Here is a 26029-nt window from a genome sequence, read left to right as displayed (position 1 = left end):
CGGGCTGGCGATTTCCAATCCTTCCGGAGTTACTGTCAATTACCTAATTCACCGTTGCTTGTAAATACACGTCCTCTCCGAGCATATTTCTCATCCGTACAGCGGTAGATTTAACATCTATTCGTACAAAACATCCGTGAAACCAGGGGCCATCATGAGTAACACATCCAACCACAATCAACGCGACGACCGTGGCGTCTCCGAGCTCGTCGGCGTCGTCCTGCTTTTCGGCATCGTCATCGCCGGCTCGGCGATGATATTCGTGTCCGGGACGGCGGTCACCGACGACGTCCGCGCGGAAGGACGCGTCGACGCCGCGTCGTCAGCGCTCGTCGAGATGGATAGCAGCGTTCAGTCGCTCGCACAACGCCGCGGCAACAACCAGGAGGCGGTCTCCATGGGTGCCGTCGACCCGAACAAGGCCGAGATCAGCGACACTGGCCAGATAGAGCTAGAGATCAACGGCGAGTGCTCCGCGACCATGCAGCTATCCGCGCTCGAGTACAACGACGACGGTGGGTCCACCATCGCCTACGAGGGCGGTGCCATCTGGAAGGACACCGACGCCGGCCTCGTCACGCAGAAGGCGCCCGAACTCGGCTTCCAGGACGGCGCGCTCCAGCTGCAGGTCGTCCAGATCGAGGGGAGCGTCGAGGACGACGAGATGCGCATCGACTACGACCGCACGGAGTCCATCGATAAGACCGAGGAGATCCAGGAAGCCCTGTTCGAGCCGTCGGACCCGTCGTCGAACTGCGATCGCCCCGAGTCGCTCAGCATCACCGTCACGAGCGACGACTACTACCGGGGCTGGGCCGACCACCTCGAATCCGAGTTCGGCGCGTCGAACGTGAACGTCGACGAGGACGCACAGACCGTCACCGTCGACAGCATCGACCTCGACGTCGAGTACGACGTCATCGACCTCCCGGGCTCCGCCGGGAGCGTCGTCTCTACGCCGTCGGGCGAGGGGATTCAGATGCCCGTTACGTCGCCGCTGTACGCCGGCGTGACCCCTCCGGGGGACGTCGTGGAGTACTCGGGGACGGTGACGTTCCTCGGGAGCATGAACGCGAACCTCCACGAGTACACGTCCGAGGAGGAGACGTGGGACAACGAGACCGTCGTCGACGACGTGACGCTCTGGGCGAACAAGAGCGTGCAGCTCCCGCTCGACGGGAGCGTCGACGTCCAGGTCAACGACACGGAGTTCTACTGGGACAACCGCACGAAGACGGTCTGGAACAACACGACCGTCCGGAAGCGCGTGAACGGCACGCCCCCGCTCGAGGTGTCGTTCGTGCTCGACGAATCCGGGTCGATGCAGTGGAACGACAAGATGGGGAAGGCTCGGGACGCGACCCGCGAGTTCCTCTCGGTCATGAAGGACGACCAGGGACACCGGGTGAACGTCGTCGGGTACGACTACTGTAGTCAGGAGGTCTACTCGAACTGGTGGGACCAGTGGCGGTGCGCGGACGTGGAACTCGACGTGAACACGTACCAGGAGTTCACGACCAACCAGAGCGCCGCGGACGCGGCGCTCTCGGAGCTCCAGGTCGGTGGGGGGACGCCCATCCCGCAAGCGATCGAGCACGCGTCCGACGAGTTCCGCGCGGACGGGAACGCGTCGAACAACCAGGTGCTCATCCTCCTGACGGACGGGAAGGACGAGGACGGGGCGCCGTATCCGTACGAGACGGCCCAAGAGGAGATTCCGGACGACGTCACGGTGTACACGATCGGTGTCGGTGACGACGTCAACGCGAACGTCCTCGAGAACGTCGCGACGACCGGGGACGGCGAGGGCGAGTACATCCCGGTGTCGGACACGGACGAGCTCGATTCGGTGTTCTCCGCCATCGCGCGCAACGAGACGACCGAGGTCATCCACATCAATGAGTCGACGAACAAGACGATCTCCGTGAAGAAGCAGCGGACGGTCACGCGTAACGTCACGATTCCGCTCGACGAAGGGAGCGTTCGGCGGGACGTGAACGTCTCGCGGTACCTCTCGAACCCGGAGGACTTCGAGGTCGGCGACACCGTGTGGGTGAACGGGACGCGGACGGTCGCGGCCGGTGAGTCGGTGTCGCTCCAGACGTCCGTGAACCGCACCATCGAGTACGCGAACGGAACGGTCGAGGTCGAGCCCGTGCTCGTGTCCCGGTTGGTCGAGTTGTCGGCCTCGCGGGACGTGACGGTGAACGAGTCGGTCGTCCTCGGCGAGGAGCACACGCGGTGGGAGAACGAGTCGGTCACCACGGAGACGACGCACAACATCGTGCTGCGTCGACCGACGACGATCGAGGCAACGTACAACAGCTCACACGACCTCTGGTCGGGCGAGAACGTGAACGCGTACACGGGTGGCGTCGAGCGCGGTGCGTACTCGAACATCGTCGTCGAGGAGGGGTCGACGCTCCAGTTCACCCCTGAGTCCTACGAGTGCGAGGCGAACACGACGCACGACGAGCAGGTCGAAATCGGTGGCACCGACCACAACCTGACGACGTGTACGTCGTACGGGAGTACCCCGGCGAACCTGGATCACGAGGTGCAGATCTACACGAACGGGGAGACGCTACCGTCGGCGAGTGCGCCGAGCTGGCAGATGAGCTTGGAGTCGATGCTGACGCTCGACGGCCGCCAGTACTACGAGCGTCAGGGCGGTGACCTCGTCGCGTCGAACCTGTCCTCGAACCAGGCGATCGTCGTCGTGGAGTCGGACGACGAGGCTGGCCGGGACAACAACAACGTCGTGATGCTCGTGGAGCTCGGCGAGTCCGACGAGACGACCGGGAAGCACCTCGTGAACGTCGAGGTGACGGCGGTGTCCGCGCAGAGCGGTGACGCGGACGACGACGACGATTGACTGGCGCGACTAGAAGGGCTTTTTTCGCGTGGGTCTGTCGGGTCGTGTATGACTGACGCCGAGTCTCTGGTGACGCGAGTGCGCGATGGCGACCTGCGGTTGCACGAACTGGAGGAGCACGCTGATGCGGAGACGGCGGCGACCGCTCGTCGGTTGTACGTCGAGCAGGAGGCGGACGTGGACCTGTCGGTGACCGGCGAGTACGCGCTGGATGCCGAGCAGGCGTCTGGGTCGGCGATCGAGAACATGATCGGGGCGACCCAGATTCCCGTGGGTGTCGCGGGCCCGGTCGAGGTCGCTGGTGGTGACGCGGACGGCGAGTACCTGTTGCCGCTCGCGACGACGGAGGGCGCGCTCTTGGCGAGCGTGAACCGCGGGCTGTCGGTGATCCGGTCGGCTGGCGGGGCGAGTGCGCGCGTGACGAAGGAGGGGATGACGCGAGCGCCGGTGTTCCGCGTGGACGGCGTGGTCGAGGCGGCGGAGACCGTGGAGTGGGTGCGCGAGAACGTCGACGCGCTCCGGGAGGCGGCGGAGTCGACGACGAGTCACGGCGAACTCATGGACGTGACGCCGTACGTCGTCGGCGATTCGGTGTTCCTCCGGTTCCGGTACGATACGAAGGACGCGATGGGGATGAACATGGCGACGATCGCGACCGAGGAAGCGGTCGGGGTCGTCGAGGCGGAGACGCCGGCGAGTCTCGTCGCGCTCTCCGGGAACATGTGCACGGACAAGAAGCCGGCGGCGATCAACGCGGTGGAGGGTCGTGGGCGGTCGGTGACGGCGGACGTCGAGATCCCGGGCGAGGTCGTCGAGGAGCGCCTGCATACGACGGCGTCGGCGATCGCGGAGGCGAACACGCGCAAGAACCTCGTGGGGAGTGCGAAGGCGGGGAGTCTCGGGTTCAACGCGCAGGCGGCGAACGTCGTCGCTGCCGCTTTCTTGGCGACGGGCCAGGACGAAGCGCAGGTCGTCGAGGGTGCGAACGCCATCACGACCGTCGAGGAGCGCGACGGCGACCTGTACGCGTCGGTGTCGCTCGCGAGCCTCGAGGTCGGGACGGTCGGTGGTGGGACGAAGCTGTCGACGCAGTCGGAGGCCCTGGAGGTGCTCGGGTTCGCCGGTGGTGGCGACCCGCCGGGGTCGAACGCGCGGGCGCTCGCGGAGGTCATCGCGGTCGGTGCGCTGGCGGGCGAGCTCTCGCTGCTGGCGGCGCTGGCGTCGAATCATCTGGCGTCGGCGCACGAGGACCTCGGGCGCTGACGTGGGTCGCCTCACCGGTCGGTGACGGGGTCACCTTAGCGGTCGAGGATGGAGTCGCCTTAGCGGTCGAGGACGGTGCGGACGCGGCCGAGGTCGACGCGGAGGCGCGCGCTGAGGAGGGCGACGCCGCCGGCGGTCGCGAGCGCGAGCGGGTGGGCGGTGGTGAGTGCGAGTGCGGCGGCGACGCCGAGGCCGAGTTCGCCGACGGCGGCGGTGGGGTCGACGTGGTCGGCGGTGCGGAGTGCGCCGAGGGCGGCGCCGACGACGACGAGGCCGCCGCCGAGTGCGGTCGGCGGGAGGACGATGCCGGCGATGGCGACGGGGTCGGCGGTGCTCTTCGCGGCGACGAGCACGAGCGCGAGGCTGACGACGACGAGTTCGCCGGCGAGCAGGGCGAGTCCTTCGCTGCGGTCGGTCACGGGTCCTGCTGCGTTCGGCGTCGACAAGTAGAGTGCGTCGAGTTCGGGGGTCGTTTCGAACGCTGAGTCGTAACCCATCAGTCGTGTCTTTCTACCAACCCTTATTATAATTGGATTTCTAACAGTTCGTATGGAGTCATCAACGCGCCAACTGGTGACCGCGCACCTCCTCCGGCACACGCTCGTCGCCGGCGCCGTCCTCACGTTCGCCATCGCCGCCGCCGGCACCGAACTCCTCGGACTCGGCGCCAGGAACGTCCTGTTCTTCCTCGCCGTCTTCGCCGGCGGACTCGTCCTCGTCCCCTTCGCCGTGAGCGACGCGGGCCTGGAGTCCGCGGGCGTCGGCGTCGCCGGCGGATTTGACGTCACCAACCCCAGCGAGTACCGCGCCGGCACCGACGGCTCGCTTCGCCTGAAGGCCGCGTTCTCGCTCGCCGGCGTCCTCGCGTACTCCCTGCTCGGGTTCGCCGCCCTCACCGTCGCCTGACGACGCGGCGAACACACTCCCCGACTCCCTGCCTACCTGACTGCCCGACTCCCTGCCTGCCTCCGGGACGACGACTCAGAGCTGGCGGTACGTGCCGCCGGACCGCGACACCTCGCCGGCGCGTTCGAGCTTCTCCAGCGCGCGCTCGACGTACTCGCGCTCCACGCCGTGCTCGCTCGCGTACGCCGCGACGTCGTCGAGCGTCGGCTCGTCGAGCGCGCCGAGCGCCTCCAGGACCGCCTCGCGCTTGTTCGGCCCGCTCGAACTCGCGCGCCCCGTGTCCGCGCGGTCCGCGGCTTCCTGTGCCGCCGTCGCGTCCACGCCACTGCGTTCGAGGAACTCGTCGTCGTCGACGACGCCCTCCGCGACGTCGGCCTCCATGTCCGCGAACGAGTCCACGTTCGCGAACGCCTCCCCCTCGCCCTGGCGGTTCGCCAGCATCGACGCCCGCACCTCTCGCGCGTGGTCGACGTCCTCGGTCGACACGAACCGCTTGAGCTTCGAGAACTGCTTGCTCGCCCCGCAGCGCGTACAGGAACTGCGCTCCGGTCGCCCCTCGACGATGCGGAGCGCGCTGCACTCGCTGCATCCGACGACGTGATACATGTCGACCCCTTCGAGCGCGTTCGCACCTAACGGTTCGGGTCACGCCCGACCGGCGAACCCGAGAGACGGCGCCGCCGCCCGGTACGCTCATACAAGTTGCCCTCGTAATGCTGGTATGACCTCGCGGACGTGGTGCAGTCGATGACGGCCGGTGCCGATCCGTCGGACGACGTCGCCGATGGGACGGTGAATGACGTCGCCGACGGTACGGTGAATGACGTCGCCGACGGTACGGTGAACGACGTGGAACTTGCCGCACTCGTCCCGACGGCGGACGCGTTCGACGTGCGAGCCTTCGCGGCGGACCGCGGCTGTCACGTCGTGCATTCGGGCGAACCGGACTACTCGCAGGCGGCGCGCGTCGGCGCGACCGCTGCGACCGTCGCCGTCCTCGTCCCGGACCCCGACGGTCCGAGCGCGCTCGCGATCCTGGACGCGCTCCGCGAGCGCACGACGCTCCCGGTCGTCCTGTACGCGGACGCCGTCGCGACCGACGACCTGGCGGCGTTCCTCGACGCGGAGGCGACCGATTACGTCCGCAAGCACCCCGACGGGAGCGAGCTCGTGCTCGAAAAGCGGCTGCGTGCGGCCGCCGAGCACGCGACGCTCGTCGAGTCCCACGGCCTCCTCGAGCGTGCGGTCGACCAGGCCGACGTCGGTATCACGATCGCGGACGCCCGCACCGACGACGAACCCCTCATCTACGTGAACGAGGGGTTCACGCGACTCACCGGGTACCCAGTCGAGGAGAGCGTCGGCCGGAACTGTCGGTTCCTTCAGGGCGAGGACACCGACCCGGAGACGGTCGCGACGCTGCGCGCCGCGATCGAGAACGAGGAAGCGGCGTCGGTCGACATCAGGAACTACCGCGAGGACGGCACGCCGTTCTGGAATCACCTCGACATCTCGCCGGTGTTCGACGAGGACGGCGAGCTCACGCACTACTTCGGGTTCCAGCGCGACGTCACGGAACGCAAGCGCCTGCAGGCCGAACTCCACGAGCAGAACGAGCGCCTGTCTGACTTCGCGAGCGTCCTGAGTCACGACCTCCGGAACCCGCTCGCGGTCGCGCAGGGACGCCTCGACGCGGTCGACGACCCGAACGTGGCGGCGGCCGAGGAGGCGCTTTCGCGCATGGATTCGCTCATCACGGACGTCCTCGCACTCGCCCGCGAAGGCGACGTCGTGGAGGCGACAGAGCGCGTCTCCCTCGGCGAGGTCGCGACGTACGCGTGGTCGATGGTGGAGACCGACGGGCTCGTGCTCGACGTCCCAGAGGGGGTCGTCGTGCACGCCGACCGGGAGCGACTCGTCTCCGTGTTCGAGAACCTCTTCCGGAACACGGTCGAACACGGTTCGACTGGCTCCCGGACGCGGTCCGGGAACACGGTTGAACACGCCAACGGCGCGTCGACGGTCACGGTGTCCGCGACCGAAGACGGGTTCGTCGTCGCGGACGACGGCCCCGGCATCCCCGAGGGCGAACGCGACAGCGTGTTCGACCGCGGGCACACCACCGACCCCGACGGAACCGGGTTCGGCCTCGCCATCGTCGCCGCCATCGTCGACGCGCACGAGTGGACGGTCGAGGTGACCGAGAGCGCGGACGGCGGTGCCGAGTTCGCGTTCCACGGCGTGGACGTCGAACGGTCGGGCTGACGGCGCGGTGGCGTGGACGTCGAACGGTCGGGCTGACGGCGCGGTGGCGTGGACGTCGAACGGTCGGGCTGACGGCGCGGTGGCGTGGACGTCGAACGGTCGGGCTGACGGCGCGGTGGCGTGGACGTCGAACAGTCAACGCGTACGCTTAACAAGTTGGCTCTATGCCATTTCGACATGGCAACTGTCGACGAATCAGGGGGAACCGGTTTCAGGGGGATGGCCGAGCGCGCGAACCCGGCGTTCGCCGCCGGTGCCGTCGTCGTCCCGATCCTCGCACTCGGGGTCGCGCTCGCGACCGGGAACACGCGCTACCTGTTCTACGTGCACGTCATGGCGGGCGCACTCTGGACGGGCGTCGACGTCTTCATGGGCGCGGTGCTGGGCCCAGTGCTCGGCGGTCTCGACGTCGAGGAGCGCGCGAGCGTCTTCGAGCGGTTCACGCCGAAGATGACGTTCCTCATGCCCGTGCTCGCCGCCGTCACCATCACAGCCGGCGTCGAACTCGCGACCACTCTCAAGGGCGGCCTGGGCGCGTTCTGGATACAGGTCGCGCTCGGCGTCGCCGTCCTCCTCTCGGTCATCGGGTTCGGCGTCATCCTCCCCGGCGAGGTCGCCATCTACCGCGAACTCGTCTCCGGAGACCCCGACAAGGACCGCATCAGCGACATCGGGATGCGGAACGCGAAACTCGGCGGCGTCCAGGGCGTCCTCCAGCTCGGCATCATCTTCGTGATGATGCAACTCCGCTTCCTCTGACCGCCCCGCGCCACGAGACGACTCGTCACGCGACGGCCGGTCACGCGACGGTCAGCCTCGGCGAGGCCGGGCGAGCGCGGCGTCGGTCGGCCGTCGACGCCGACGACCGGAACCTGGCACGCTCAAGTACGTCCGGCGCCTCTAGTCGTCCGTGAGAACGCGCGCCGTCGGCTTCGACCTCGACCACACGCTCGCGGTCCCCGACCGGGACCGCCACCGCATCCTCGCCGCGGCCGTCGACGACGTCGACGCACCCCCGATAACGCGCGAGGAGTACCTCAGCGCGCACCGCGACGACCACGCCGCCGTCACGCGCTCGCCGATATTCGAAGCCGTGCTTCCAGCGGACGCCGGCGTCTCGCCGGACGCGCTCGCGAGCGCGTACCGGCGGCGCATCGCCGACGCGCTCGCGCCCATCCCGGGCGCTCGCGACCTCCTGGACGGGCTCCGAGCGGACTACCCGGTCGGGCTCCTGACGAACGGCCCCGTGAAGGCCCAGGGCGACAAGCTCGACGAGCTCGACTGGTGGACGGCGTTCGACGCGACGCTCGTCACCGGCCAGCTCCCCGCGGGCAAACCCGACCGGCGGGCGTTCGACGCGCTCGCCGGCGCACTCGGCGTCGCCGTCGAGGACGTCGTGTACGTCGGCGACGAACCCGTCGCGGACGTCGAGGGGGCGACGAACGCCGGGGCGCGCGCCATCCAGGTCGTGTGGCCGGACGGCCCCGACCCGCATCCGGCCGCGGCCGCGGTCGTCGACCGCGAGCATCTCGCTCGCGACCTCGGTGACGTCATCCGGAGTCTCGACTGACCGGGCGCGACGCTGCCGAGGAAAGCGGCTACGAGTCCTCGAGTAACGCAGCGACGACAGCGCTCGCGACGTCCGCGGCGTCCTTGACCGCGGCGCCGGACTCGACGAACGCGAGCGTTCGCGGTGGCGTCGTCGCCTTCGGGCGGACGCGGAGGCGCGTTCCCTCGGCGGCCTCGACCGCGACGTCGACGCCGGCGTGGAACTCGACGCGTGCACGGTCCGGGTGCACGAACACGGACGCGAGGCGCTCCCCGTCGGCGTCGCCGACGTCCACCTCGAGGACGGCGACGTCCTGCTCGGGTTCGTCGACGAGCGCTTCGGGCGACCACACCACGTCGTACGCGCGAACGCCATCTTCGGTCGGCGTCACGTCCGCGACCGCGTCCGTCACCGCGACGTGCGCGAGCACGCCGTCGGTACGCCCGTGCAGCTCCGAGGACAGCAACTCCGCGATGCGGACGCCGTCCGTGACGCGACGCTCCGTCATCGCTCGCCCCCACGCTGGCTCGTCCGGACGCAGATCATTCCTCGTCGCCCTCCAGTTCCGTCATCGCTCGCGCCGCCGCGTCGGCCACGTCGACGCCCTCGCGGCGACCGTAGACGACCGCCGCCGCCGCGACCGTCACGCCCAATCGCTGCTGGAGTTCGTTGATCGCCGCGACCGCCTCGTGCTTCTCGGCGCCCGCGTCCACGAGCGCGTCCAGCACGCGCTCGAACGTCGACCGCTTCCTGAGGACGTCGTCGTCGGGCACGAACCCGTCGGGGACCTCGACGCCGCTCGTGTCGAACGACGGCGACAGCCCACCGTCGTCGACGCGCTCCAGGAGGCCTTCGCCGGTTGCGACGTCCACGAGGCGTTTGGCCTGGTCGGGCGAGAACCAGTCGCGGTCCAGGGACAACGCCACGACGAACTCGCTCTCGGCGAGCGTATCGGTGCCGCGCTGGCGGAACGGCGCGGCGACGGCGACGCGTAGACTCACGCCGAATCGTCGCCCGCGACGGCGCGTAAAGACTACGATTCGCGGTCGCTCGGGCCGCGTTCGCGGACGTGCGGACGACCGCTCGACGGATCGGCGTCCGCGGACGGCAAGGGCCGCGAGCGACCGCCAGACGGCCGTCGGGGCGTTCCGAGCCTTTCAAGTAGTTGCTGGGGCTTCTTCGAGGTATGCAAGACCAGGGTCCGTCGCCGCGCAAGCGTACCGGCGGTCGACGCCGTCGCCAGAACAAGCGAAAGAAGCACCAGCTCGGTCGCCTCCCGACCGAGACGCAGCTCGGCGAGCCGCGGTTCCGCGTCATCGAGACGCGCGGGAACACGAAGAAGACGCGTGCACTTGCGACGAACGTCGCGAGCGTCGCGGACGGTGGGGACACCGTCGAGGCCGAGATCGAGGACGTCGTGGAGAACCCCGCGAACCCGAACTACGTTCGCCGGAACATCATCACGAAGGGCGCGCTCGTCGAGACGAGCGAGGGCACGGCTCGCGTCACCTCCCGTCCGGGTCAGACCGGGCAGGTGAACGCGGTCCTCGTCGAGTAACCACGCGATTCCTTCTCGCGTTCGCCACCCCGTGAGCGACCGCGCTCGCGGTTCCGCCGCGACGATTGCGGCCCGGGTTGCGGTGTCGTATGAACGAATTGACGTCTCTCGGGGTGTAGGGCGGTGTCGCGGCCGCGAACGGCCGTTCCATCTCGCGTATGTTTAAGTGCGAACCGAGACGATACCACGTGTATGAGGACACTCCTAGGCGTGCTCGTCGTTGCGGTCTGCCTGGCGCCGGTCGCTGGAGCCGCTCCGGTCGCGTCGGGAGCGGGACCCGGACCGAGTGACGCCAGTGCGACGGCGTCCAGTTCGACGACGGAAGCGGTGACGATCACGGTGAGCGTGGTCGACGCTGACGGACAGGCCGTTGGTGGCGCGAACGTCACCGTCGCGTACGGCGACGAGACGAAGACCGGTGAGACGTTCGCGAACGGGAAGGCGTTCTTCGACGTCCCCGAGGGTGCGGACGTCTCCGTGGACGTCTCGGCGCCGGACCTGGCGTTGAACCGCCCGAAGACCGTGTCGAACGTCGACGCGGAGACGACCGTGAACGTCACGATGTATCCGGCGGCGACCGCGCTGGTGACTGTGCGGACGCCGAGCGGGCAGGCCGTCGAGGGCGCGCAGGTCCGCTTACGGAAGACCGGAGCGGTCCTGACGTCGGTGTCCGGTGAGACCGCGTCGAACGGGACGTTCGTCGCGAGCAACGTCGAACGCGGGAACTACACGGCGACGGTGACCGCGGACGGGTACTACTCGACGGCGTCGTCGTTCGTCGTCTCGAACCGCGCCGGGAAGACGGTCACGCTGGAACCGGGGACGGTAGCGGTGGAGTTCGCGACGGTCGACGGACACTTCGCGAACGACCGGCCGGTGACGGCGACCGTCGAACTGTACGACGGCGACCAGTTCGTGTCGAACATCTCGACTGGCGAATCCGGGCTGCGGACGGTGAGTCTCGACGTGAACACGCAGTACCGCGTCGTCGTGAAGAAGAACGGCTATCAGCGCGAGAGCCAGGTGTTGTCGGTCAGCGAGTCGGACGTCTCGGTCCAGTACGCGATCAATCGAACGCCGTCGCTGTCGGTGACGGCGGCGAACACGCAGGTCGTCACCGGGCAGACGGTCCGGGTGTCCGTGGCGGACGAGTACGACGAGGCGGTGTCGAACGTGTCGGTGCGCGTCGGCGGGGAGTCGGTCGCGGAGACGGACGCGGCCGGCGAGGCGGTCGTGCCGATAGAGACCGCGGGGACCGTGGAGATCGTGGCGACGAAGGGCGACCTGTCGGCGTCGACGACCGTCGAGGGCGTGTCGCCGTCGACGGAACCGGCGACGACGGCGGCGACGGCGACGACGGCGGGGACGACGTCTGGGACGACCGCGGCGACGACGTCTGCGACGCCGACGCCCGAGAACGAACTCGACGGGCTGCCGACGCCGGGCTTCGGTGGGCTCGCGGGACTGCTAGCGGTCGCGCTCTCGGTGGTCGTTCTCGTCCGCCGACGGAAATGATACGTTAACGGACACTAAATCGTCCGGGTCTATCGCTCTCGGAATCTTTGGTTTCAGCGTCTCTATAGCCGAGAAACGTGCAAAGCTTTAGGTGTAGTTAGGCCGTATACATAAGTATCTATTAATGAGTAACCAAGACCAACCAACTGATACTAACACCAACAGCACGGACGACATCTTCACCGACGGCCCCAGCGGCGACTCCGGAGACGTCCTCGACGTCGCAACCGACGAAGCGACCGACGCCGACACCGTCTCCCTCGACGACGCGACCCGCGACCACGCGACCGAGACCGACCTCTTCGTCGCCGCCGACCCCGAACCAACCGACGACCCGACCAGCGGCGACGCCGACACGACCGGTACCGCCGACGACCCGACCAGCGGCGACACCGACACGACCGGTACCGTCGACGATCCGACCAGCGGCGACGCCGACACGACCGATTCCGACGGCGAACGACCCACCAGCTCGGCCTCGTCGATGTCCACGAAGGAGCTCGTCCGACGCATCGAGGACCGCGACGACGACGAGGTCGTCGACGTCCTCGACACCGTTCTCGAGGCGAGTGACGCCGGGAACGCGGTCAGCGAGGAGCTCGTCCGCCGCGATCCCGACGTCGACACCGAGGACGTCGAGGCACCCGACGTCGACGAACTCGGCGAGGAGGAACTCGTCCTCTGGGTCGAGCAACAGGAGACCCCCGAACCCGAGGACGTCCGCGACGCCATCATCCGCGAAGTCAAGGAGTACTACGACAGCGTCGACCTCGACGTCGAGTTCGCCGAGCGCCCCAGCGACGAGTTCATCGAGACCCGCTGGTTCGACTTCTCGTACCTCGACGACGTCGTCCAGATCGAACGACACTGGGTGAACCGGCCATACGCGTACGTCTCCATCCTCTTCGACACGCGAGCGAAGGAGTTCCGGTACCACGTCAACGAGGTGACGCTCGACGGGTTCGAATCGTACGTCCGCGAGGACCTCACTCGCATCCTCCGGAACAGCCTCATGTACCAGGACATCGACGCCGACGCGGGCCGCGAGGTCGTGTTCGAGGAGCGCTCCAAGGAGGAGATCGCCGAGCACGCCGCCACCGTCGAGGACGGCTCCATCTACAAGCTCCTGTACTACCTGCTCCGGGACTTCCTCGCGTTCGGGAAGATAGACCCCTTGATGCGCGACGAAGCGCTCGAAGACATCTCGTGTGACGGTATCGACGTCCCCGTGTTCGTCTACCATCGCGCGTACCGCGACCTCCGGACGAACGTCGTCTTCCCGAGCGACCAGCTCGCGTCGTTCGTCGTCCAGCTCGCACAACGCGCCGGCAAGCACATCTCCGTGAGCGACCCGCTCGTCGACGCGAGCCTCCCGGACGGCTCCCGCATCCAGCTGACGCTCGGCGGCGAGATCGCCACGCGCGGCTCGAACTTCACCGTCCGGAAGTTCGCCGACGTCCCCTACACGCCGGTGGACCTCATCAAGTGGAACACGTTCGACGTCGACCAGATGGCGTACTTCTGGCTCGCCATCGAGAACAACAAGAGCCTCGTGTTCGCCGGCGGCACCGGCAGCGGGAAGACGACGTCGATGAACGCCATCGGGTTCTTCATCCCGCACAACTCGAAGGTCGTCTCCATCGAGGACACCCGCGAGATGACGCTCCCCCACGACAACTGGATCCAGAGCGTCACGCGCGAATCCGTGATGGAAGGCGGCCGCGGCGAGGTCTCGATGTACGAGCTCCTGCAGGCCGCGCTCCGTCAGCGCCCCGAGTACCTGCTCGTCGGCGAAGTCCGCACCGAGCAACGCGTCGGATTGACGTTCTTCAACGCGATCGCGACCGGGCACACGAGCTACACGACCATCCACGCCGACAGCGTCGACGGCGCGCTCGGCCGGCTCGCGAACCCGCCGCTGTCGATCCCCGCACAGCTCGTGCAGGACCTCGACGTCATCGCCATCCAGAAGCAGATCTTCCAGGACGACGAACGCGTCCGCCGGAACCAGGAGATCGCGGAGATCCTCCCGACCGAGGACTTCAGTGACGTCTCCTACCAGACGGTGTTCGACTGGGACCCCCGCGAGGACGTCTACGTGCAGGTCAACGACTCGCACCTCCTCGCGGAGATCGCGGAGGAACGCGGCTGGAGTACCGACGGCGTGCAGGCGGAACTGGCGGCGCGCCGCGACGTCCTCGCGGCGCTCGTCGACGCCGACATCACCGACTACGACGACGTCACGACGGTCATCCACGACTTCGCGAAGGACCGCGACGCCGTGCTCGACGCGGTCGACACCGACGGCCTCGACGCGTACCTCGGGAACGACCCGAACGTCGAGGACCTCTTCGACGACGCGACCGAGACCGCAACCGAGTCCGACGACGACGCGACCGAGTCCGGCGACGACGCGACCGAGACCGCGACCGAGTCCGACGACGACGCGACCGAGACCGCGACCGAGTCCGACGACGACGCGGTCGAGACCGCTGACGCGACCGAGTCCACGGACGCGGAGGCGCGATGAGCACGCCCGGGGCCACGGGCGAGACGGCCTCGACGCCGATGCCGGACTACGAAGTGAGCCAGTACTTCCCGCGGTCGCGGGACATGACGCCGGAGGAACGGCGCGAACTCCGCGACCAGTACGGCGTCACTCGCGCGTACTTCAAGGCGCGCCCCGAGGAGTACCGCGACGTCCAGCGATGGCTGAACCAGGCGCGTATCGGGACGACGTACGACATCTACCTGTCGCGGAGCGTCATCCTCGCGCTCGTCGCCGGCGTCCTCGCGGCGCTACTCGGCGTCGTGCTGTCGCTCGTCCTCTCGAACCTCGGGGTGCTCGGCGGCCTCGAGTCGCCGTTCTCGTTCCCCGCAGGTATCGCCGGGTACATCGAAGCGAACAAACTGCTGTTCACCGGCGGCGCACTGACGCTCGGACTCGGTATCGCCGCGGGCGCAACCACGTGGTTCGTCCGGTACTACTACCCGCGGAACATCGTCGACACGCGCGAACGCGCTATCAACGTCATGCTCCCCCACGCCATCACGTACATGTACGCGATGAGCTACGGCGGCACGAACCTCGTCGAGGTGTTCCGGTCGCTCTCGGAAGCCGAGGACACGTACGGTGAGGTCGCCGCGGAGTTCGACATGATCGTCCGCGACATGGAGCTGTTCGGGAACGACATGTTCACCGCACTCCGGAACGCGCGGAACCTCACGCCGAGCGGCAGTCTCGAGCGCTTCCTCGACGACCTCGTGAGCGTCGTCGACTCCGGCGGGGACGTCACGACGTTCTTCGAGGACCAGGCCGCACGGTACGCAGAGACCGCGAACGAGGAGCAAGAGGACTTCCTCGAGACGCTCAGCGTGCTCTCGGAGATATTCATCGTCGGGTTCGTCGCCGCGCCGTTGTTCCTCATCGTGACCCTCATGGTCATCTCGTTCCTCGGCGGGTCGACCGTTAACCAGATGGCGGTCCTCGTCTACGCGGGCCTGCCCCTCGGGATGATCGGGTTCCTCGTGTTCCTCGACGTCCTGTCGGCGCCGTTCGTCCAGCCGGCCGCGGACGAACTCGACGACGGTCGGTCGGCGCCGCTGACGCCCGACGACGTCGACGACGACGACGAACGGTTCGAGGCGTACGCGAAGGATCGACAGTACGAGCGCTACTATGCGATCGCTCGCGACCCGCTCGCCGCGGTCCGCGAGCACCCGCTGTACACGCTCGCGGTGACGGTGCCGCTCGCGCTCGTCTACCTGGCGGTCGTCAGCGCGCTCGACGTGGTGCCGGTGTCCATCGGAGCGTTCACGACGACGCCCGTGATGACGACGACCGTCGCGGTCGTCGCACCGCTCCTGCTCGTGCTCGTGCCGCTGTCGTACTTCCACGAGGGGAAGCGTCGCCGCGAGAACGCGATGGTCCGCCGGTTCCCGGAGGTCCTGAACGTGCTGTCGTCGGCGAACTACATGGGTATCCCGTTCGTGGACGCACTCGGGCTGGTGTCGCGGTGGTCGAAGGGCGCGCTCGCGGAGGACCTGCGCGCACTCCGGAACGACATCGAGTGGAACTACGACGTCACCGCGGCGCTGCTCGCGTTCGGGAACCGCATGCACGTCCCCTACCTCACGCGGACGGTGAAGCTCATCGCGGAAGGCGGGCGGACGAGCGGTGACATGTCCCGCATCCTCGCCATCGCGGCGGAGGACACGCGCGCTCGCTACCGCATCGAGCGGTCGCGACGTCGCGCGATGGGGTCGTACATCGCCATCGTCGTCATCGGGTACCTCGTGTACCTGATGGTCATCGTCCTGGTGGCGGCGAGCTTCCTCGGCCCGATCGCCGAGGCGGCGAGCGCCCCGACCGCGTCGAACGTTCCCCAGAGCAGCCTGCCGGTGTCGTTCACGAACATCCCCCTGGACACGTACCGGGCGTTGTTCTACCACTCGGTGCTCGTGATGGCGGTCGGCAGTGGACTGCTCGCGGGGAAGCTCGCGGACAACTCGACGCTGTCCGGCCTGAAGTACAGCATCCTCATGATCGTCCTCGGCGTCGCGGCGTTCATGCTCGTCTGAGTCCCGTCCCTTCACTTTCGGGATGGCGTTGCGGGGCCGCCACGTGACGAGAACCACCGTATCGCCCCGCGAATGATAATCGGTCTGATAGTCGGTTACTCACAGTTATTGTTACTTTCAGGGCGCATGCCCGTAGATAACTACTTATACTCACTCGTCGTATTACTAGTATGACATTCTTCGCCGAGGAGAGGGCAGTCTCCCCAGTCCTGGGAGGCATCCTGATGTTCGGGCTCGCGATGAGCCTCCTCATCCTCACCCAGGTCAGCGTCGTCCCGGCCGCCAACCAACAACTCGAGTTCGAGCACAACCAGGGCGTCCAGGAGGACTTCGAGCGCTTCGGGAGTTCCACGACGCGCGTCGCCGGCAGCGGCGCGACCGAGACCGTCGACGTCGACCTCGGCGTCCGCTACCCGAACCGGTTCTTCCTCGTGAACCCCGGCCCGGCGAGCGGCTCACTAACCACCGACACCGCGACGTTCAGCATCGAGAACGTCACCAGCACGAACCCCGAGACCGCCGAGTACTACACGTCGCTCGGGAACGACGTCACGTACCAGACCACGCGCCTCGTCTACGAACCCAGCTACCGCCAGTACGCGAACGCACCGCGGACGCTCTACGAGAACGGCGTCGTGTTCAACGAGTACGACGGCGACGTCACGCTCGTCAACTCGCGAACGCCCATCGTGAGCGACGGCGACATCACGCTCGTCCTCTTCGACGGCGACGTCGCCGAGCAGACGACCGGCACCACGAGCCTCACGCTCCAGGCCGCGAGCGCGCCCGCCGAACGCATCGCCGTCACGGACACCGGCGAACCCATCACGCTCCGCATCGCCACCCTCGTCCCCGAGAGCGACTGGCAGGAGTACGCCGACGGCGAGAACGCCGTCACCCTCCACAAGTACGTGGACGCGGACGCCAACCCGCGGACGCCCAACGAGGTCGTCCTCAGACTCGACGATACCCGCGACTACACGCTCCGCGTCGCTCGCGTCACCCTCAACGGGAACGCGATCACCGACGTCCCCGCGTACGTCACGACCGTCGGCTCGTACGCGAGCTCGGTCCCCGCGAACACCTCGATGACGTACACCGTCGAGGTCCGCGACGCACAGAACAACCCCCTCAGTGGCGGCGAGGTCACCGCGACCATCGACGGGCCCGCTCGGTTCGCGAACGGGAACAAGGCGACGAACGCGAGCGTCGACGAGAACGGGCACGCGTCCGTCACCGTCACCGGGAACACGAACGCGCTCGGCACCATCACGGTCGACATCGGCCGCGACACCGACGTCGACGCCGACCTCTCGGACGAGGACGCGCACAAGTACGTCACGTACAGCTTCGAGCTCGTGTCGACCGACGTCACGAAGATCGACCAGGTCGCGGACGTCGGGAGTTCCATCAACCCCGGTCTGGACTCGCAGGGGCTCGTCTTCGAGACGTCCTCGCTCAGCGGCAACGACCTCACGATGACGTTCGCGTACACCGGGACGGAGACGTCGGAGATCACGTCCGCTCGCGTGAACTACTACTTCGTCGCGAAACCCGGGACGAACGGCATCGCGGACTCGCTCGTCATCACGACCGAGAGCGGCGCGACGAAGACCCTCGAGGTCGGCGGCGTCTGGCAGGACCTCGGCACCGACACGTACACGCTCTCGCCCGGTGACCCGTTCGTCCTCGAAGGCGACCTGTTCCAGCCCGACGGCAGCGACTACACCCTGAAGGGGTCCAGCGACGACTTCTTCATGCTCTCGCTGGAGTTCAGCGACGGCTCGACGAAGGTGTACATCATCCCCGTCTCGAAGTAACGCGCGGACTCACCGCCCGGCCCTTTTCTCGATTCTTTCGACGCCGCGTCGCTACTCGACGAGCCGCTGGCCGACGCGCCGGCCGTTCTCGAACGCGCGGTGGACGCGGCCTTCGCCGACGACCCAGTCCCCAGCGCAGTAGAGGCCAGCGTCTTCCGCGGCTCGGACGTCGGCGTCGTCGGCGGCGTTCTCGGGGAGTGCGTACCGCCAGCCCTGGCTGTCGACCCAGTCCGGGTTGCGGTAGCGGTCGTCGTCGAGGAGGTCGGCGACGAGCTCGGCGGCGTCGCTCGCGGCGCTTTCGGTGTCGTCGTCGTAGTGCGCGACGGACCAGTCGGGACTCATCTGCGCTATCAGGAGACTTTCGCTGTCAGGGACGTGCCCTGGTTTGCACTCCTCGCGCGCGAGCCAGCCGACGGGGTGTTCTTGCTCGGGGTCGAGGAGCGCGTACCACGGGTACTCCTCGTGGAAGTCGTAGTGGAGCACGATGGTGCGGATGGTCCGGTAGTCGACCGCTGCCGCTGCGTCCCGGACGCGCTCGAGGCGGTCGTCGGTCCAGTCGGTCGCCGCGAGCAGTTCGGTGGTCTGAGGAGCAGGTGGCGTGAGCACCACGGCGTCGAAGCCGTCGTACCGCGTGCCGTCGACGTCGACGAGCGACCACGAATGGTCGTCCCCGTGCTCGCGGTCGAACTCCTCGATGCGCGTCTCCAGGGTGACGGTGGCGTCGGTCGCGTCGAGCACGCGCTTGGCGAACTGCGTGATGCCGGCCTCGTACGTCCACTTGTGCTCGTCGCTGTCGCGGCCCTCCTGGACGTGACCGTCGACGTCGTGCACCCAGATGGGTTCCTCGATGTCGTGCATGCCGTCGTCGCCGAACGATTCGAGCACTTCCGTGAACCGGTCGTCGTCGCCGGGTTTGGCGTAGTTCGCGCCGTGGTCGTATCGACACCCGTGCTTGCGGCGCGTCGCGGCGCGGCCGCTGACGCCGCGGGCTTTGTCGAACAGGGTCACCTCGTGGGTCGTGTCGTCGAGGACGTCGGCGACGCCGCACGCCGCCGCGCCGGTGCCGACGATGGCGACTCGGTCTGGCATACGCGACGCTACCCGCGGGAGGAGTAAGTACGGCTAGGTCGCGGCACCCGACTCGCGGCGTTCCCGGTCGTCGCCGCGGCTGCTGCGGTGTGGTGCGGTGTGGTGCGGTGTGGTGGCGAGCAGGGAGCGCGTGGGCGTGGGGGACGTCGGCGCGCTCCGCTCCGGCCTGGACCGACGTCCCCTGGATGCGGGGGAATCGTCGACCCTGGCCGCGTCTTCTCTGAAGAACCCTCGGTCAGGACGCGGTGGTGCGTTGCTCGGTGTGGGTGTCGTCGGCGGCGTGATGCTCGCAGATGGTGGCGGCCATCCCGCACCCGCGACCGAGGGCGTCCAGGCGCTCGCCGACGTCGGGATTTCGGAAGTGTGCGTCGTCGCGGAGGCCCTGGACGAGCGTTCCGGCGGTCTCGAAGGCGTCGGCGGCGTCCGCGTGCCGGTTCGCCGCGAGCGCGGTCCGTGCGGTCTCGATGTCGTCGGCCGCGACGAACCCGCCGCCGGCGAGCTTCTCGCGGAGGAATCGAACGCTCACGAATCGCCCGCCGGCACCGATGACGTAGACACTTACTCCGACGATGGGCACCAGCCAGCACGCCAAGAGCAGGAGTTCGTACCGCCTCGGTCGCCAGCCGCGTCTGAACGTCTGCCCGGGGCCGCGAGCGAGTGCGACGACCAGTGTTCCGAGGGTGACGGCGACGATGGGTGCGGCGGCGAACGCGAGGAACGTGGGGACGCTCTCTGCGTAGAGCCCGAACTGTGTCGCAATGGTCTCGCGGAGCGCTCCGGGTCGAGGGAGGCCGAGAACGAGGAGTGCGGTCTGCGCGACGCCGAGGGCGACCGCGAGTGCAGGGAGGACGCCAGCCCAAACGGCCGAGTATGCGAACGCGTCGCGGAGGCGACTGCCGGGATGGGTGTCGGCGAAGTGTTGCGGGAACCGCCCGCGTCTGGTCTCGGTCCCACAGACCGGGCATCGAACGCGCTCGTTCACATACAGGAACGGACAGGTCAGCGTGAAAAAAGAACCGGTCGTGAGCGGTTCAGCTCGTCGTGACGAGCTCGACGACGTCCCGGTGTTCGAGCTCGTGGCGCGTCGATATCTGGCGGCCGCTCCGGCAGTCCATCGCGTGCAGCAGGCCGTCACCGATGTCGCTGTGGAGGTGGTACGCGAGGTCCTCGGTCGTCGCGTCCTCGGGGAGTATCCAGCAGTCCCGCATCACGCGCCCCTGGTCGTCCCCCATCGCGTCCGCGCCACCCGGGAAGACGGCTTTGGTGCCGAGCTCGTCGAAGAGCGCGGTCTCGATGGCGTCCTGGACGCCGGTGCCGTCGAACTCGGTGACGAACTCGCGGATCTGTTCGAGGCCGGCTTCCTGTTCGTCGCTGACGTCGCCGACGATGTCGAACGCGCCCTCGCCGGGCGTGTAGTCGACGACGCCGGCTTCGTTCGCGCTCTTCAGGGCCTTCTCGGCGTGCGCGCTCACGGGGACGACGGTGAGGTGCTCGTACTCGGGGTCGTTCGCGATGTCCTCGAAGTTCGCCTGCGCCTCGGGGGTGTCCATCTTGTTCGCCGCGACCACCATCGGCTTCGTGCGCTTGCGGAGTTCGCGAGCGAGCGCCTCGCGGTCGTCGCCGTCCCACGCGTCCGGGTCGAGTTCGAGGTCGAGCGCGAGGATGACCTGCTTGATCTCGTCCTTGTTCGTCCCGAACGCGTTCATCTGCTCGGCGAGGTCCACCTCGATGTCGCCCTCGTTCCCGTGGTAGCCCGAGCGATAGCGCTCGATGCCCTTCTCGAGGACGTCGACGTACCACTGGTCGAGCTCTTCCTCGAGGAACCCGATGTCCTCGCGGGGGTCGTGGCCCTCCGTCGGTTCGCCTTCGAGGTCGGTCTCGCCGGAGAAGTCGACGACGTGCACGAGCACGTCCGCCTCGTTCAGGTCGCTGAGGAACTGATTCCCGAGGCCTTTGCCCTCGTGTGCGCCGGGGACGAGCCCGGCGACGTCGACGAGCTTCGTGGGCACGAACCGCTCGCCGCCCTCGCAGAACCCCGTGTCCGGCGTGCACGTCTCGTCGAAGTCGGGCGCGGCGCACTCGACGCGAACGTACGCTTCGCCGACGCTCGGGTCGATCGTCGTGAACGGATACGCGCCCTCGGGGACGTCGTTCATCGTCGCCGCATTGAAGAGTGTCGACTTGCCCACGCTGGGCTTGCCGACGAGGCCGATCTTGTAGGTCATTGCACAGTCACAGACCGTGAGCGGGCTTGAAAATTGATACTCGCCGCGGCTCCGTCACGCGATTGCATGGCACGGGGTCGCAGCCGACCGGCGCACCCTCTCGGAGGTCACTCGTCGACGACGGCGAGGTCGACGTCGACGCCCGCGGACTCGTAGTCGGCGCGTGCGATGGCGTACCGGTGGAGGTTCACGGGGTCGTCGCCGTGCGGCCGGAGATGCCGGAAGTAGCCGTCGTGACTGCCGCCCCAGCGGTCGACGTACTTCTCGATCGCGCGTACCGACCGGTCGTTGTCGTCGACGACGGTGACGGTGACGAGGTCGAGGTCGAGGCGCGCGAACGCGAGTTCGACGAACGCGTCCGCTCGCTCGCCAGAGTAGCCGCGGCCCCAGAACGGTTTGCGGAGCCAGATACCGAGTTCGGCGCTCCGCCGCTCCCAGTCGGCGCCGAGCCCGGCGTTCCCCGCGAACTCGCCACCGCCCGGCTCGCTGGCTTTCGGATACAGTGCGTAGTTCCCGCTGTCGGCCGCGTCGTTCGCCTCGCCGGTGTGCTGGACGTATTCCATGGTCTCCTTCGGGTGCTCGTGGGGGTCCCACGTCATGAACCGGGTCGCGTCCGCGATACCGGAGTCCTCGCGGACGTGCGGGTAGAGGTCGCGAGCGTCGAGCGTCTCCGGGTGGATGCGTTCGAACCGCAGGCGCTCGGTCTCGAAGACGCGCGGGAACAGGTCCGTCACGGCGACTCCCTCCGATTCTCGCGCTCCTCGACGAACTCGCAGTCCGGGCGCTCGCCGCTTTCCGCGTAGTCCACCTGCGTTATCTCGTACCGGACGACGTCCCTGGGTTCGTCGTCGACGACGTGCTGGTTCCGGAACCGGCCGACGCGCCGGCCGCCGTAGCGGTCGACGTACTTCTCGATGGCGCGCCGCGAGTTCTCGTTCCCGACGAGGTGCGTCACCGAGACGAGTTCGAGGTCCAGGTGCTCGAACGCGACGCGGAGGAACGCCGCGGCGCGCTCGCCCGAGTAGCCGCGGCCCCAGAAGCGCTTGCGGAGACCGAACGTCATGAACGCCGTCTGCTCGTCCCAGATCGCAAACAGCTCGGCCTCGCCCGCTGGCTCCCCCGCCCCGGGCTCGCCTTCCCGCGGCCGCACGACGTACGTCCCGGCGTCGCCCGACTGCATCCGACCCTCGCGCTGAGCGACGTACTCGCGGGCGTCCTGGAGGTGCTCGAACGGCTCGATGGGGACGTACGCGAGTTCGCCGTCCTCGATGGCGTCCTCGTTCATCGACTCGTAGCGCTCGCCGAGATCGGCGTCGGCGACGGACTCCCGCACGAGGTGGAGGCGCTCCGTGCGTATCTCGTCGAAGAACAACTCCGTCACGCCGACGCACCTCCATCGCCGTCGCTGTCGCCGTCGTCGACCTCGTCGCGTCCGCTGGCACGGTCGAGGTCGGTCGGCTCCGCGGTCGGTTTCGGAACGTCCTCGGGGTCGAGTTCGACCTCGGGCGCGCCGCCGGCGTCGCGGTAGTCCGCGGCGGTGATGACGTACGAGCGGAGGTCCCACGGTTCGCTGTCGCCGCCGTCCCGCGGGACCGCGTTCCGGAAGTAGCCGTCCTCGCTGCCGGCGTAATGCTCGACCCAGCCCTCCATCTGACTGCGCGAGTTCTCGTTGCCCGCGAAGTGCGCGACCGAGGCGACCTCGACGTCGAGGACCTCGAACGTCACCTTCAGGAGCGCTCGGGCGCGCTCGCCGGCGTACCCGCGGCCCCAGTACGGCCGGTAGAGTTCCACGCCGGTGTGGACGCGGCGATTCTCCCAGAGTGCGTCCATGCTCGCGACACCGACGTGCACGCGGTCGCCGGGTTCCACGGGGTCGCCGCTGGCGTCCGGTTCGCCGGGTCGCAGGAACACCGCCCAGTACGCCTGTTCGGCGTCCGCCCAGGCGTCGCCGTGGTCGGCGAGCGCGTCCGCGGTCGCCTTCGGGTGCGGGTCGGGCGTCGTCGTCACGTACCGCGTCTCGCGCTCGCGAGCCTCCCGTCCCTCGCGAGTCCACGCGTAGCGCTCGAACGCGTCGACGGCGTCGTCGATTCGTTCGTAGCGCAGGCGGGGCGTCCGCATCGTCTCGGGGAACAGCGACATGGCGGGAGCTACTCCAGCGTCTCCTCGACGCGGAGGTCGACTTCGACGTCGGCGTCTGCGTACTCGTCGGCGCTGATGGTGTACCGGTGGAGGTCCCTCGGTTCGTCGTCGAGCACGACCCAGTTCCGGAGGACGCCCTCGTACCGGCCGCCGTAGCGGTCGACGTACTTCTCGATCGCTCGCTTCGAGGCGTCGTTCCCGTCGGTGTGGCCGGCGGCGACCAGCTCGAGGTCGAGGCGGTCGAACGAGAGCGAGACGAGGGCGTCGGCGCGCTCGCCGGCGTACCCGCGGCCGTGGTAGTCCTCCAGGAGCCAGACGCCGAAGCGCGCGGTCCGGCGGTCCCAGAGCGGGATGAGGGAGGCGACGCCCGCGAACGCGCCGGCGCCCGCTTCCGAGTCCTTCGGGAACATCGCGTAGTTCGCGCGGTCGCCGTCGCGCCACTGTTCGGCGCTCTCCTCGAGGTAGTCGAGCGCGTCCTTCGGGTGATGGTGGCGGTCCTTCGAGATGTGTTCGCTGACGCGCTCGAACTCGTCGGTGCCGGTGTGCTCGTAGAGGGCGAGCGCGTCCATCGCCTCGTCGAGGCGTTCGTACCGCAGTCGCTCGGTCTCGAACGCGGCGGGGAACAGGTCCATACGCCGTCATCTCCGTGGGTCGACGTAAGGATTCGGTCGGTGTGTCAACCAGTGCAACGGGGCGCGCTCACGCCTCGTCGACGTTGCCGCGCCGGCGTGCGCGTCCTCGACGTTGCCGCGCCGGTCTACGCGTCCTCGACGTCGTCGCGTGCGACGTCGACGGCGTGCTCGAGTGCACTCTCGGTCGCACACGCCCGGACCCAGTCGAGGTCGACGCGGTCGGTCGCGTCGAGCGCGTCGAGCGCGTACACGGCCTCGCGGACGACGTACTGGGGGTACCGCGACGGGTCGGCGTACTCGACGGCGCGGTCGGCCGCGACGTCACGCGGCACGCTCCCGCCGGGGAGGGCGGCGAGCGCGCACGTCGCCGGGACGCTCGCCGGGTCCTCGGTGCGCGCGGCGAGGAACTCCAAGCCCGCGGTCGCCTCGACGCCCACCTCCGGGTAGCGCGCGCTCAACCCCGCCACGGCGACCGCGGCGTACAGTCGGACCCGCGAGTGCGTCGCGTCCAGATGCGAGGCGAGTTCGCCCGCGAGCGGGTAGACGGCGTTCGGGTGCGTCCGCGCGAACTCGCGGAGCGCCGCGAGCGCGTGCTCGCGGGAGTCCGCGTCGCCCTCCGCGACCATCGTCGCGAGCCCTCGGACGACGAGCGGTTCCTCGTCCACCGGGTCGGTGTCGTCGCCGAACACTTGCTTGAGGTAGCCCGTCGGGACCGCGTCGTCGCCGACCGCGAGCAGGCTCTCCGGGCGCTCCCACGCGAGACTCGCCACCGCCGCCGCCGACGCCTGCCGGATGCGAGCGTCGTCGTCCGCGAGCGACCGCACGAGCCGCGCGCGCACCGAGCCGTCGACGAGCCCGAGGTGCGTGAGCGCCCTGGCGAGCTCCCGGAGGTAATCGACGTTCACGAGGTCGGCGCCGCGCTGAGATTCGAACTCGGCGAGTACCTGGTCGACGACCGGTCGGACCGCGTGCGGGTCGTACGCGGCGACGTCCGCGAGCTCCGCGGCAGCGTCGATCGCGAGCGCCTCCGCTTCGAGGCGGTTCGCCAGGTCGAACGCGTCGGCTGGCGTCGGGTGGTCGGGCGTCCGGTTGGCGTCGACGTACTCGCGGTGGAACTCGCGGTGATGGCGCTCGCAGCACTCGTAGACGGTCGCGGTCGCGCCGTCGGCGTCGGTGTCGAACGTCTCGACCCGACAGTCCGGGCACTCGCTCGCTGTCTCGGCCGCGCGGTCGCGGAGCGCGTCGTCGTCCTGGTAGCTGTCGACGGTCGCGCCGGGGCCACCGAGGCGCGCGTCGGCGGCGGCGAGCGCGCGCAGCAGTCGCGTCAGGTCCCGGAACTCCATCGGGTCACGCGGCCGGTCGTACCGATGCCCCCACGTCGGATGCCACTCCTTCGAGGCGAGTCGGCCCGCAGCAGCGGCGAGCGCGCTCGCGTCCGCGTCGTCACCGGCGTCGAACCCGACCTCCGACTGGAGGAACGTCCGGTACGCCGGGTCGAGGTCGCCATCGACCGTCGCGACCGACAGCGGCGCGTCGAACGCGACGAACGCCGACGCCGGGAGCGTCCACCGGATGGGCTGATCCATGTCGACTCCACAAGGCGTACGACGTA

Annotated in this window: 23 protein-coding genes; 11 read left to right on the top strand and 12 right to left on the bottom strand. The window is 68.5% G+C overall.

Going from position 1 to position 26029, the window contains the following annotated elements; genetic code table 11:
* Positions 1 to 154 precede the first annotated feature (154 nt).
* Complete coding sequence (locus ACZ48X_RS08325; RefSeq protein WP_336352357.1) at positions 155 to 2875, top strand: vWA domain-containing protein; 2721 nt, start codon at positions 155 to 157, stop codon at positions 2873 to 2875.
* 48 nt (positions 2876 to 2923) lie between these two features.
* Complete coding sequence (gene hmgA, locus ACZ48X_RS08320) at positions 2924 to 4138, top strand: hydroxymethylglutaryl-CoA reductase (NADPH) (RefSeq protein ID WP_336352356.1); 1215 nt, start codon at positions 2924 to 2926, stop codon at positions 4136 to 4138.
* A gap of 59 nt (positions 4139 to 4197) precedes the next feature.
* Here the strand turns inward: hmgA and ACZ48X_RS08315 are convergent, their stop codons facing one another.
* Positions 4198 to 4635, bottom strand: coding sequence for a hypothetical protein (locus ACZ48X_RS08315; protein ID WP_336352355.1), 438 nt, complete (start codon positions 4633 to 4635; stop codon positions 4198 to 4200).
* A 52-nt stretch (positions 4636 to 4687) separates the two neighbouring features.
* Between ACZ48X_RS08315 and ACZ48X_RS08310 the strand changes: the two genes are divergently transcribed.
* Positions 4688 to 5044 carry a hypothetical protein gene (locus tag ACZ48X_RS08310; protein ID WP_336352354.1) on the top strand — a complete coding sequence of 119 codons (357 nt, stop codon included), beginning with the start codon at positions 4688 to 4690 and terminating at the stop codon, positions 5042 to 5044.
* A gap of 75 nt (positions 5045 to 5119) precedes the next feature.
* On the opposite strand, the gene ACZ48X_RS08305 is transcribed toward ACZ48X_RS08310, so the two are convergent.
* Positions 5120 to 5650 (bottom strand): DUF5817 domain-containing protein, encoded by a 531-nt coding sequence (locus tag ACZ48X_RS08305; RefSeq protein ID WP_336352353.1) that lies wholly within the window; start codon positions 5648 to 5650, stop codon positions 5120 to 5122.
* 141 nt (positions 5651 to 5791) lie between these two features.
* On the opposite strand from ACZ48X_RS08305, the gene ACZ48X_RS08300 reads away from it, so the two are divergent.
* The 3 genes from ACZ48X_RS08300 to ACZ48X_RS08290 all read left to right on the top strand — a co-directional run bounded on the left by ACZ48X_RS08300 (position 5792) and on the right by ACZ48X_RS08290 (position 8879).
* Positions 5792 to 7309, top strand: a complete 1518-nt coding sequence (locus tag ACZ48X_RS08300; RefSeq protein WP_336352352.1) for a PAS domain-containing protein — start codon at positions 5792 to 5794, stop codon at positions 7307 to 7309.
* Between the two features lie 177 nt (positions 7310 to 7486).
* Positions 7487 to 8068 (top strand): hypothetical protein, encoded by a 582-nt coding sequence (locus ACZ48X_RS08295; RefSeq protein ID WP_336352351.1) that lies wholly within the window; start codon positions 7487 to 7489, stop codon positions 8066 to 8068.
* Positions 8069 to 8219: 151 nt separating this feature from the next.
* Entirely contained in the window at positions 8220 to 8879 is a 660-nt protein-coding gene (locus ACZ48X_RS08290; RefSeq protein WP_336352350.1) for an HAD family hydrolase, read from the top strand.
* Positions 8880 to 8907: 28 nt separating this feature from the next.
* Here the strand turns inward: ACZ48X_RS08290 and ACZ48X_RS08285 are convergent, their stop codons facing one another.
* Positions 8908 to 9366: a hypothetical protein gene (locus ACZ48X_RS08285; protein WP_336352349.1), complete on the bottom strand. Its 459-nt coding sequence runs from the start codon at positions 9364 to 9366 to the stop codon at positions 8908 to 8910.
* 34 nt (positions 9367 to 9400) lie between these two features.
* Positions 9401 to 9859 carry a DUF2240 family protein gene (locus ACZ48X_RS08280; protein WP_336352348.1) on the bottom strand — a complete coding sequence of 153 codons (459 nt, stop codon included), beginning with the start codon at positions 9857 to 9859 and terminating at the stop codon, positions 9401 to 9403.
* A gap of 185 nt (positions 9860 to 10044) precedes the next feature.
* Here ACZ48X_RS08280 and ACZ48X_RS08275 point away from each other — a divergent pair, with 185 nt between their 5' ends.
* The 5 genes from ACZ48X_RS08275 to ACZ48X_RS08255 all read left to right on the top strand — a co-directional run bounded on the left by ACZ48X_RS08275 (position 10045) and on the right by ACZ48X_RS08255 (position 18332).
* The gene (locus ACZ48X_RS08275; RefSeq protein ID WP_336352347.1) at positions 10045 to 10416 is read left to right on the top strand and encodes a 30S ribosomal protein S8e; all 372 of its coding nucleotides are present in this window, start codon (positions 10045 to 10047) and stop codon (positions 10414 to 10416) included.
* Positions 10417 to 10608: 192 nt separating this feature from the next.
* Positions 10609 to 11931 (top strand): carboxypeptidase-like regulatory domain-containing protein, encoded by a 1323-nt coding sequence (locus ACZ48X_RS08270; protein WP_336352346.1) that lies wholly within the window; start codon positions 10609 to 10611, stop codon positions 11929 to 11931.
* Positions 11932 to 12055: 124 nt separating this feature from the next.
* The gene (locus tag ACZ48X_RS08265; protein WP_336352345.1) at positions 12056 to 14461 is read left to right on the top strand and encodes an ATPase, T2SS/T4P/T4SS family; all 2406 of its coding nucleotides are present in this window, start codon (positions 12056 to 12058) and stop codon (positions 14459 to 14461) included.
* On the top strand, positions 14458 to 16512 hold the full coding sequence (locus ACZ48X_RS08260) for a type II secretion system F family protein (RefSeq protein ID WP_336352344.1): 2055 nt from the start codon (positions 14458 to 14460) through the stop codon (positions 16510 to 16512). The genes ACZ48X_RS08265 and ACZ48X_RS08260 overlap by 4 nt, the downstream gene beginning before the upstream one ends.
* Before the next feature lie 170 nt (positions 16513 to 16682).
* Positions 16683 to 18332, top strand: coding sequence for an Ig-like domain-containing protein (locus tag ACZ48X_RS08255; protein ID WP_336352343.1), 1650 nt, complete (start codon positions 16683 to 16685; stop codon positions 18330 to 18332).
* A 51-nt stretch (positions 18333 to 18383) separates the two neighbouring features.
* On the opposite strand, the gene ACZ48X_RS08250 is transcribed toward ACZ48X_RS08255, so the two are convergent.
* From ACZ48X_RS08250 to ACZ48X_RS08215, 8 genes are all read right to left on the bottom strand, one after another.
* Positions 18384 to 19421, bottom strand: a complete 1038-nt coding sequence (locus ACZ48X_RS08250) for an NAD(P)/FAD-dependent oxidoreductase (protein WP_336352342.1) — start codon at positions 19419 to 19421, stop codon at positions 18384 to 18386.
* A 235-nt stretch (positions 19422 to 19656) separates the two neighbouring features.
* Complete coding sequence (locus ACZ48X_RS08245; protein ID WP_336352341.1) at positions 19657 to 20403, bottom strand: hypothetical protein; 747 nt, start codon at positions 20401 to 20403, stop codon at positions 19657 to 19659.
* Between the two features lie 49 nt (positions 20404 to 20452).
* A complete protein-coding gene (locus ACZ48X_RS08240; RefSeq protein WP_336352340.1) occupies positions 20453 to 21646 on the bottom strand; it encodes a redox-regulated ATPase YchF in 1194 nt (397 codons plus the stop codon).
* Positions 21647 to 21753: 107 nt separating this feature from the next.
* Positions 21754 to 22380 (bottom strand): GNAT family N-acetyltransferase, encoded by a 627-nt coding sequence (locus ACZ48X_RS08235; RefSeq protein ID WP_336352339.1) that lies wholly within the window; start codon positions 22378 to 22380, stop codon positions 21754 to 21756.
* On the bottom strand, positions 22377 to 23027 hold the full coding sequence (locus tag ACZ48X_RS08230; protein WP_336352338.1) for a GNAT family N-acetyltransferase: 651 nt from the start codon (positions 23025 to 23027) through the stop codon (positions 22377 to 22379). Before ACZ48X_RS08230 ends, ACZ48X_RS08235 begins: the two co-directional genes overlap by 4 nt.
* Complete coding sequence (locus ACZ48X_RS08225) at positions 23024 to 23785, bottom strand: GNAT family N-acetyltransferase (protein ID WP_336352337.1); 762 nt, start codon at positions 23783 to 23785, stop codon at positions 23024 to 23026. The genes ACZ48X_RS08230 and ACZ48X_RS08225 overlap by 4 nt, the downstream gene beginning before the upstream one ends.
* 8 nt (positions 23786 to 23793) lie before the next feature.
* The gene (locus tag ACZ48X_RS08220; protein WP_336352336.1) at positions 23794 to 24417 is read right to left on the bottom strand and encodes a GNAT family N-acetyltransferase; all 624 of its coding nucleotides are present in this window, start codon (positions 24415 to 24417) and stop codon (positions 23794 to 23796) included.
* A 125-nt stretch (positions 24418 to 24542) separates the two neighbouring features.
* A complete protein-coding gene (locus ACZ48X_RS08215; RefSeq protein WP_336352335.1) occupies positions 24543 to 26003 on the bottom strand; it encodes a hypothetical protein in 1461 nt (486 codons plus the stop codon).
* Positions 26004 to 26029: the final 26 nt, after the last annotated feature.

This window comes from Halorubellus litoreus, from assembly GCF_055378595.1.
The sequence above is the reverse complement of the archived record's forward strand: the minus strand, read 5'-3'. Positions and strand labels throughout refer to the sequence as shown.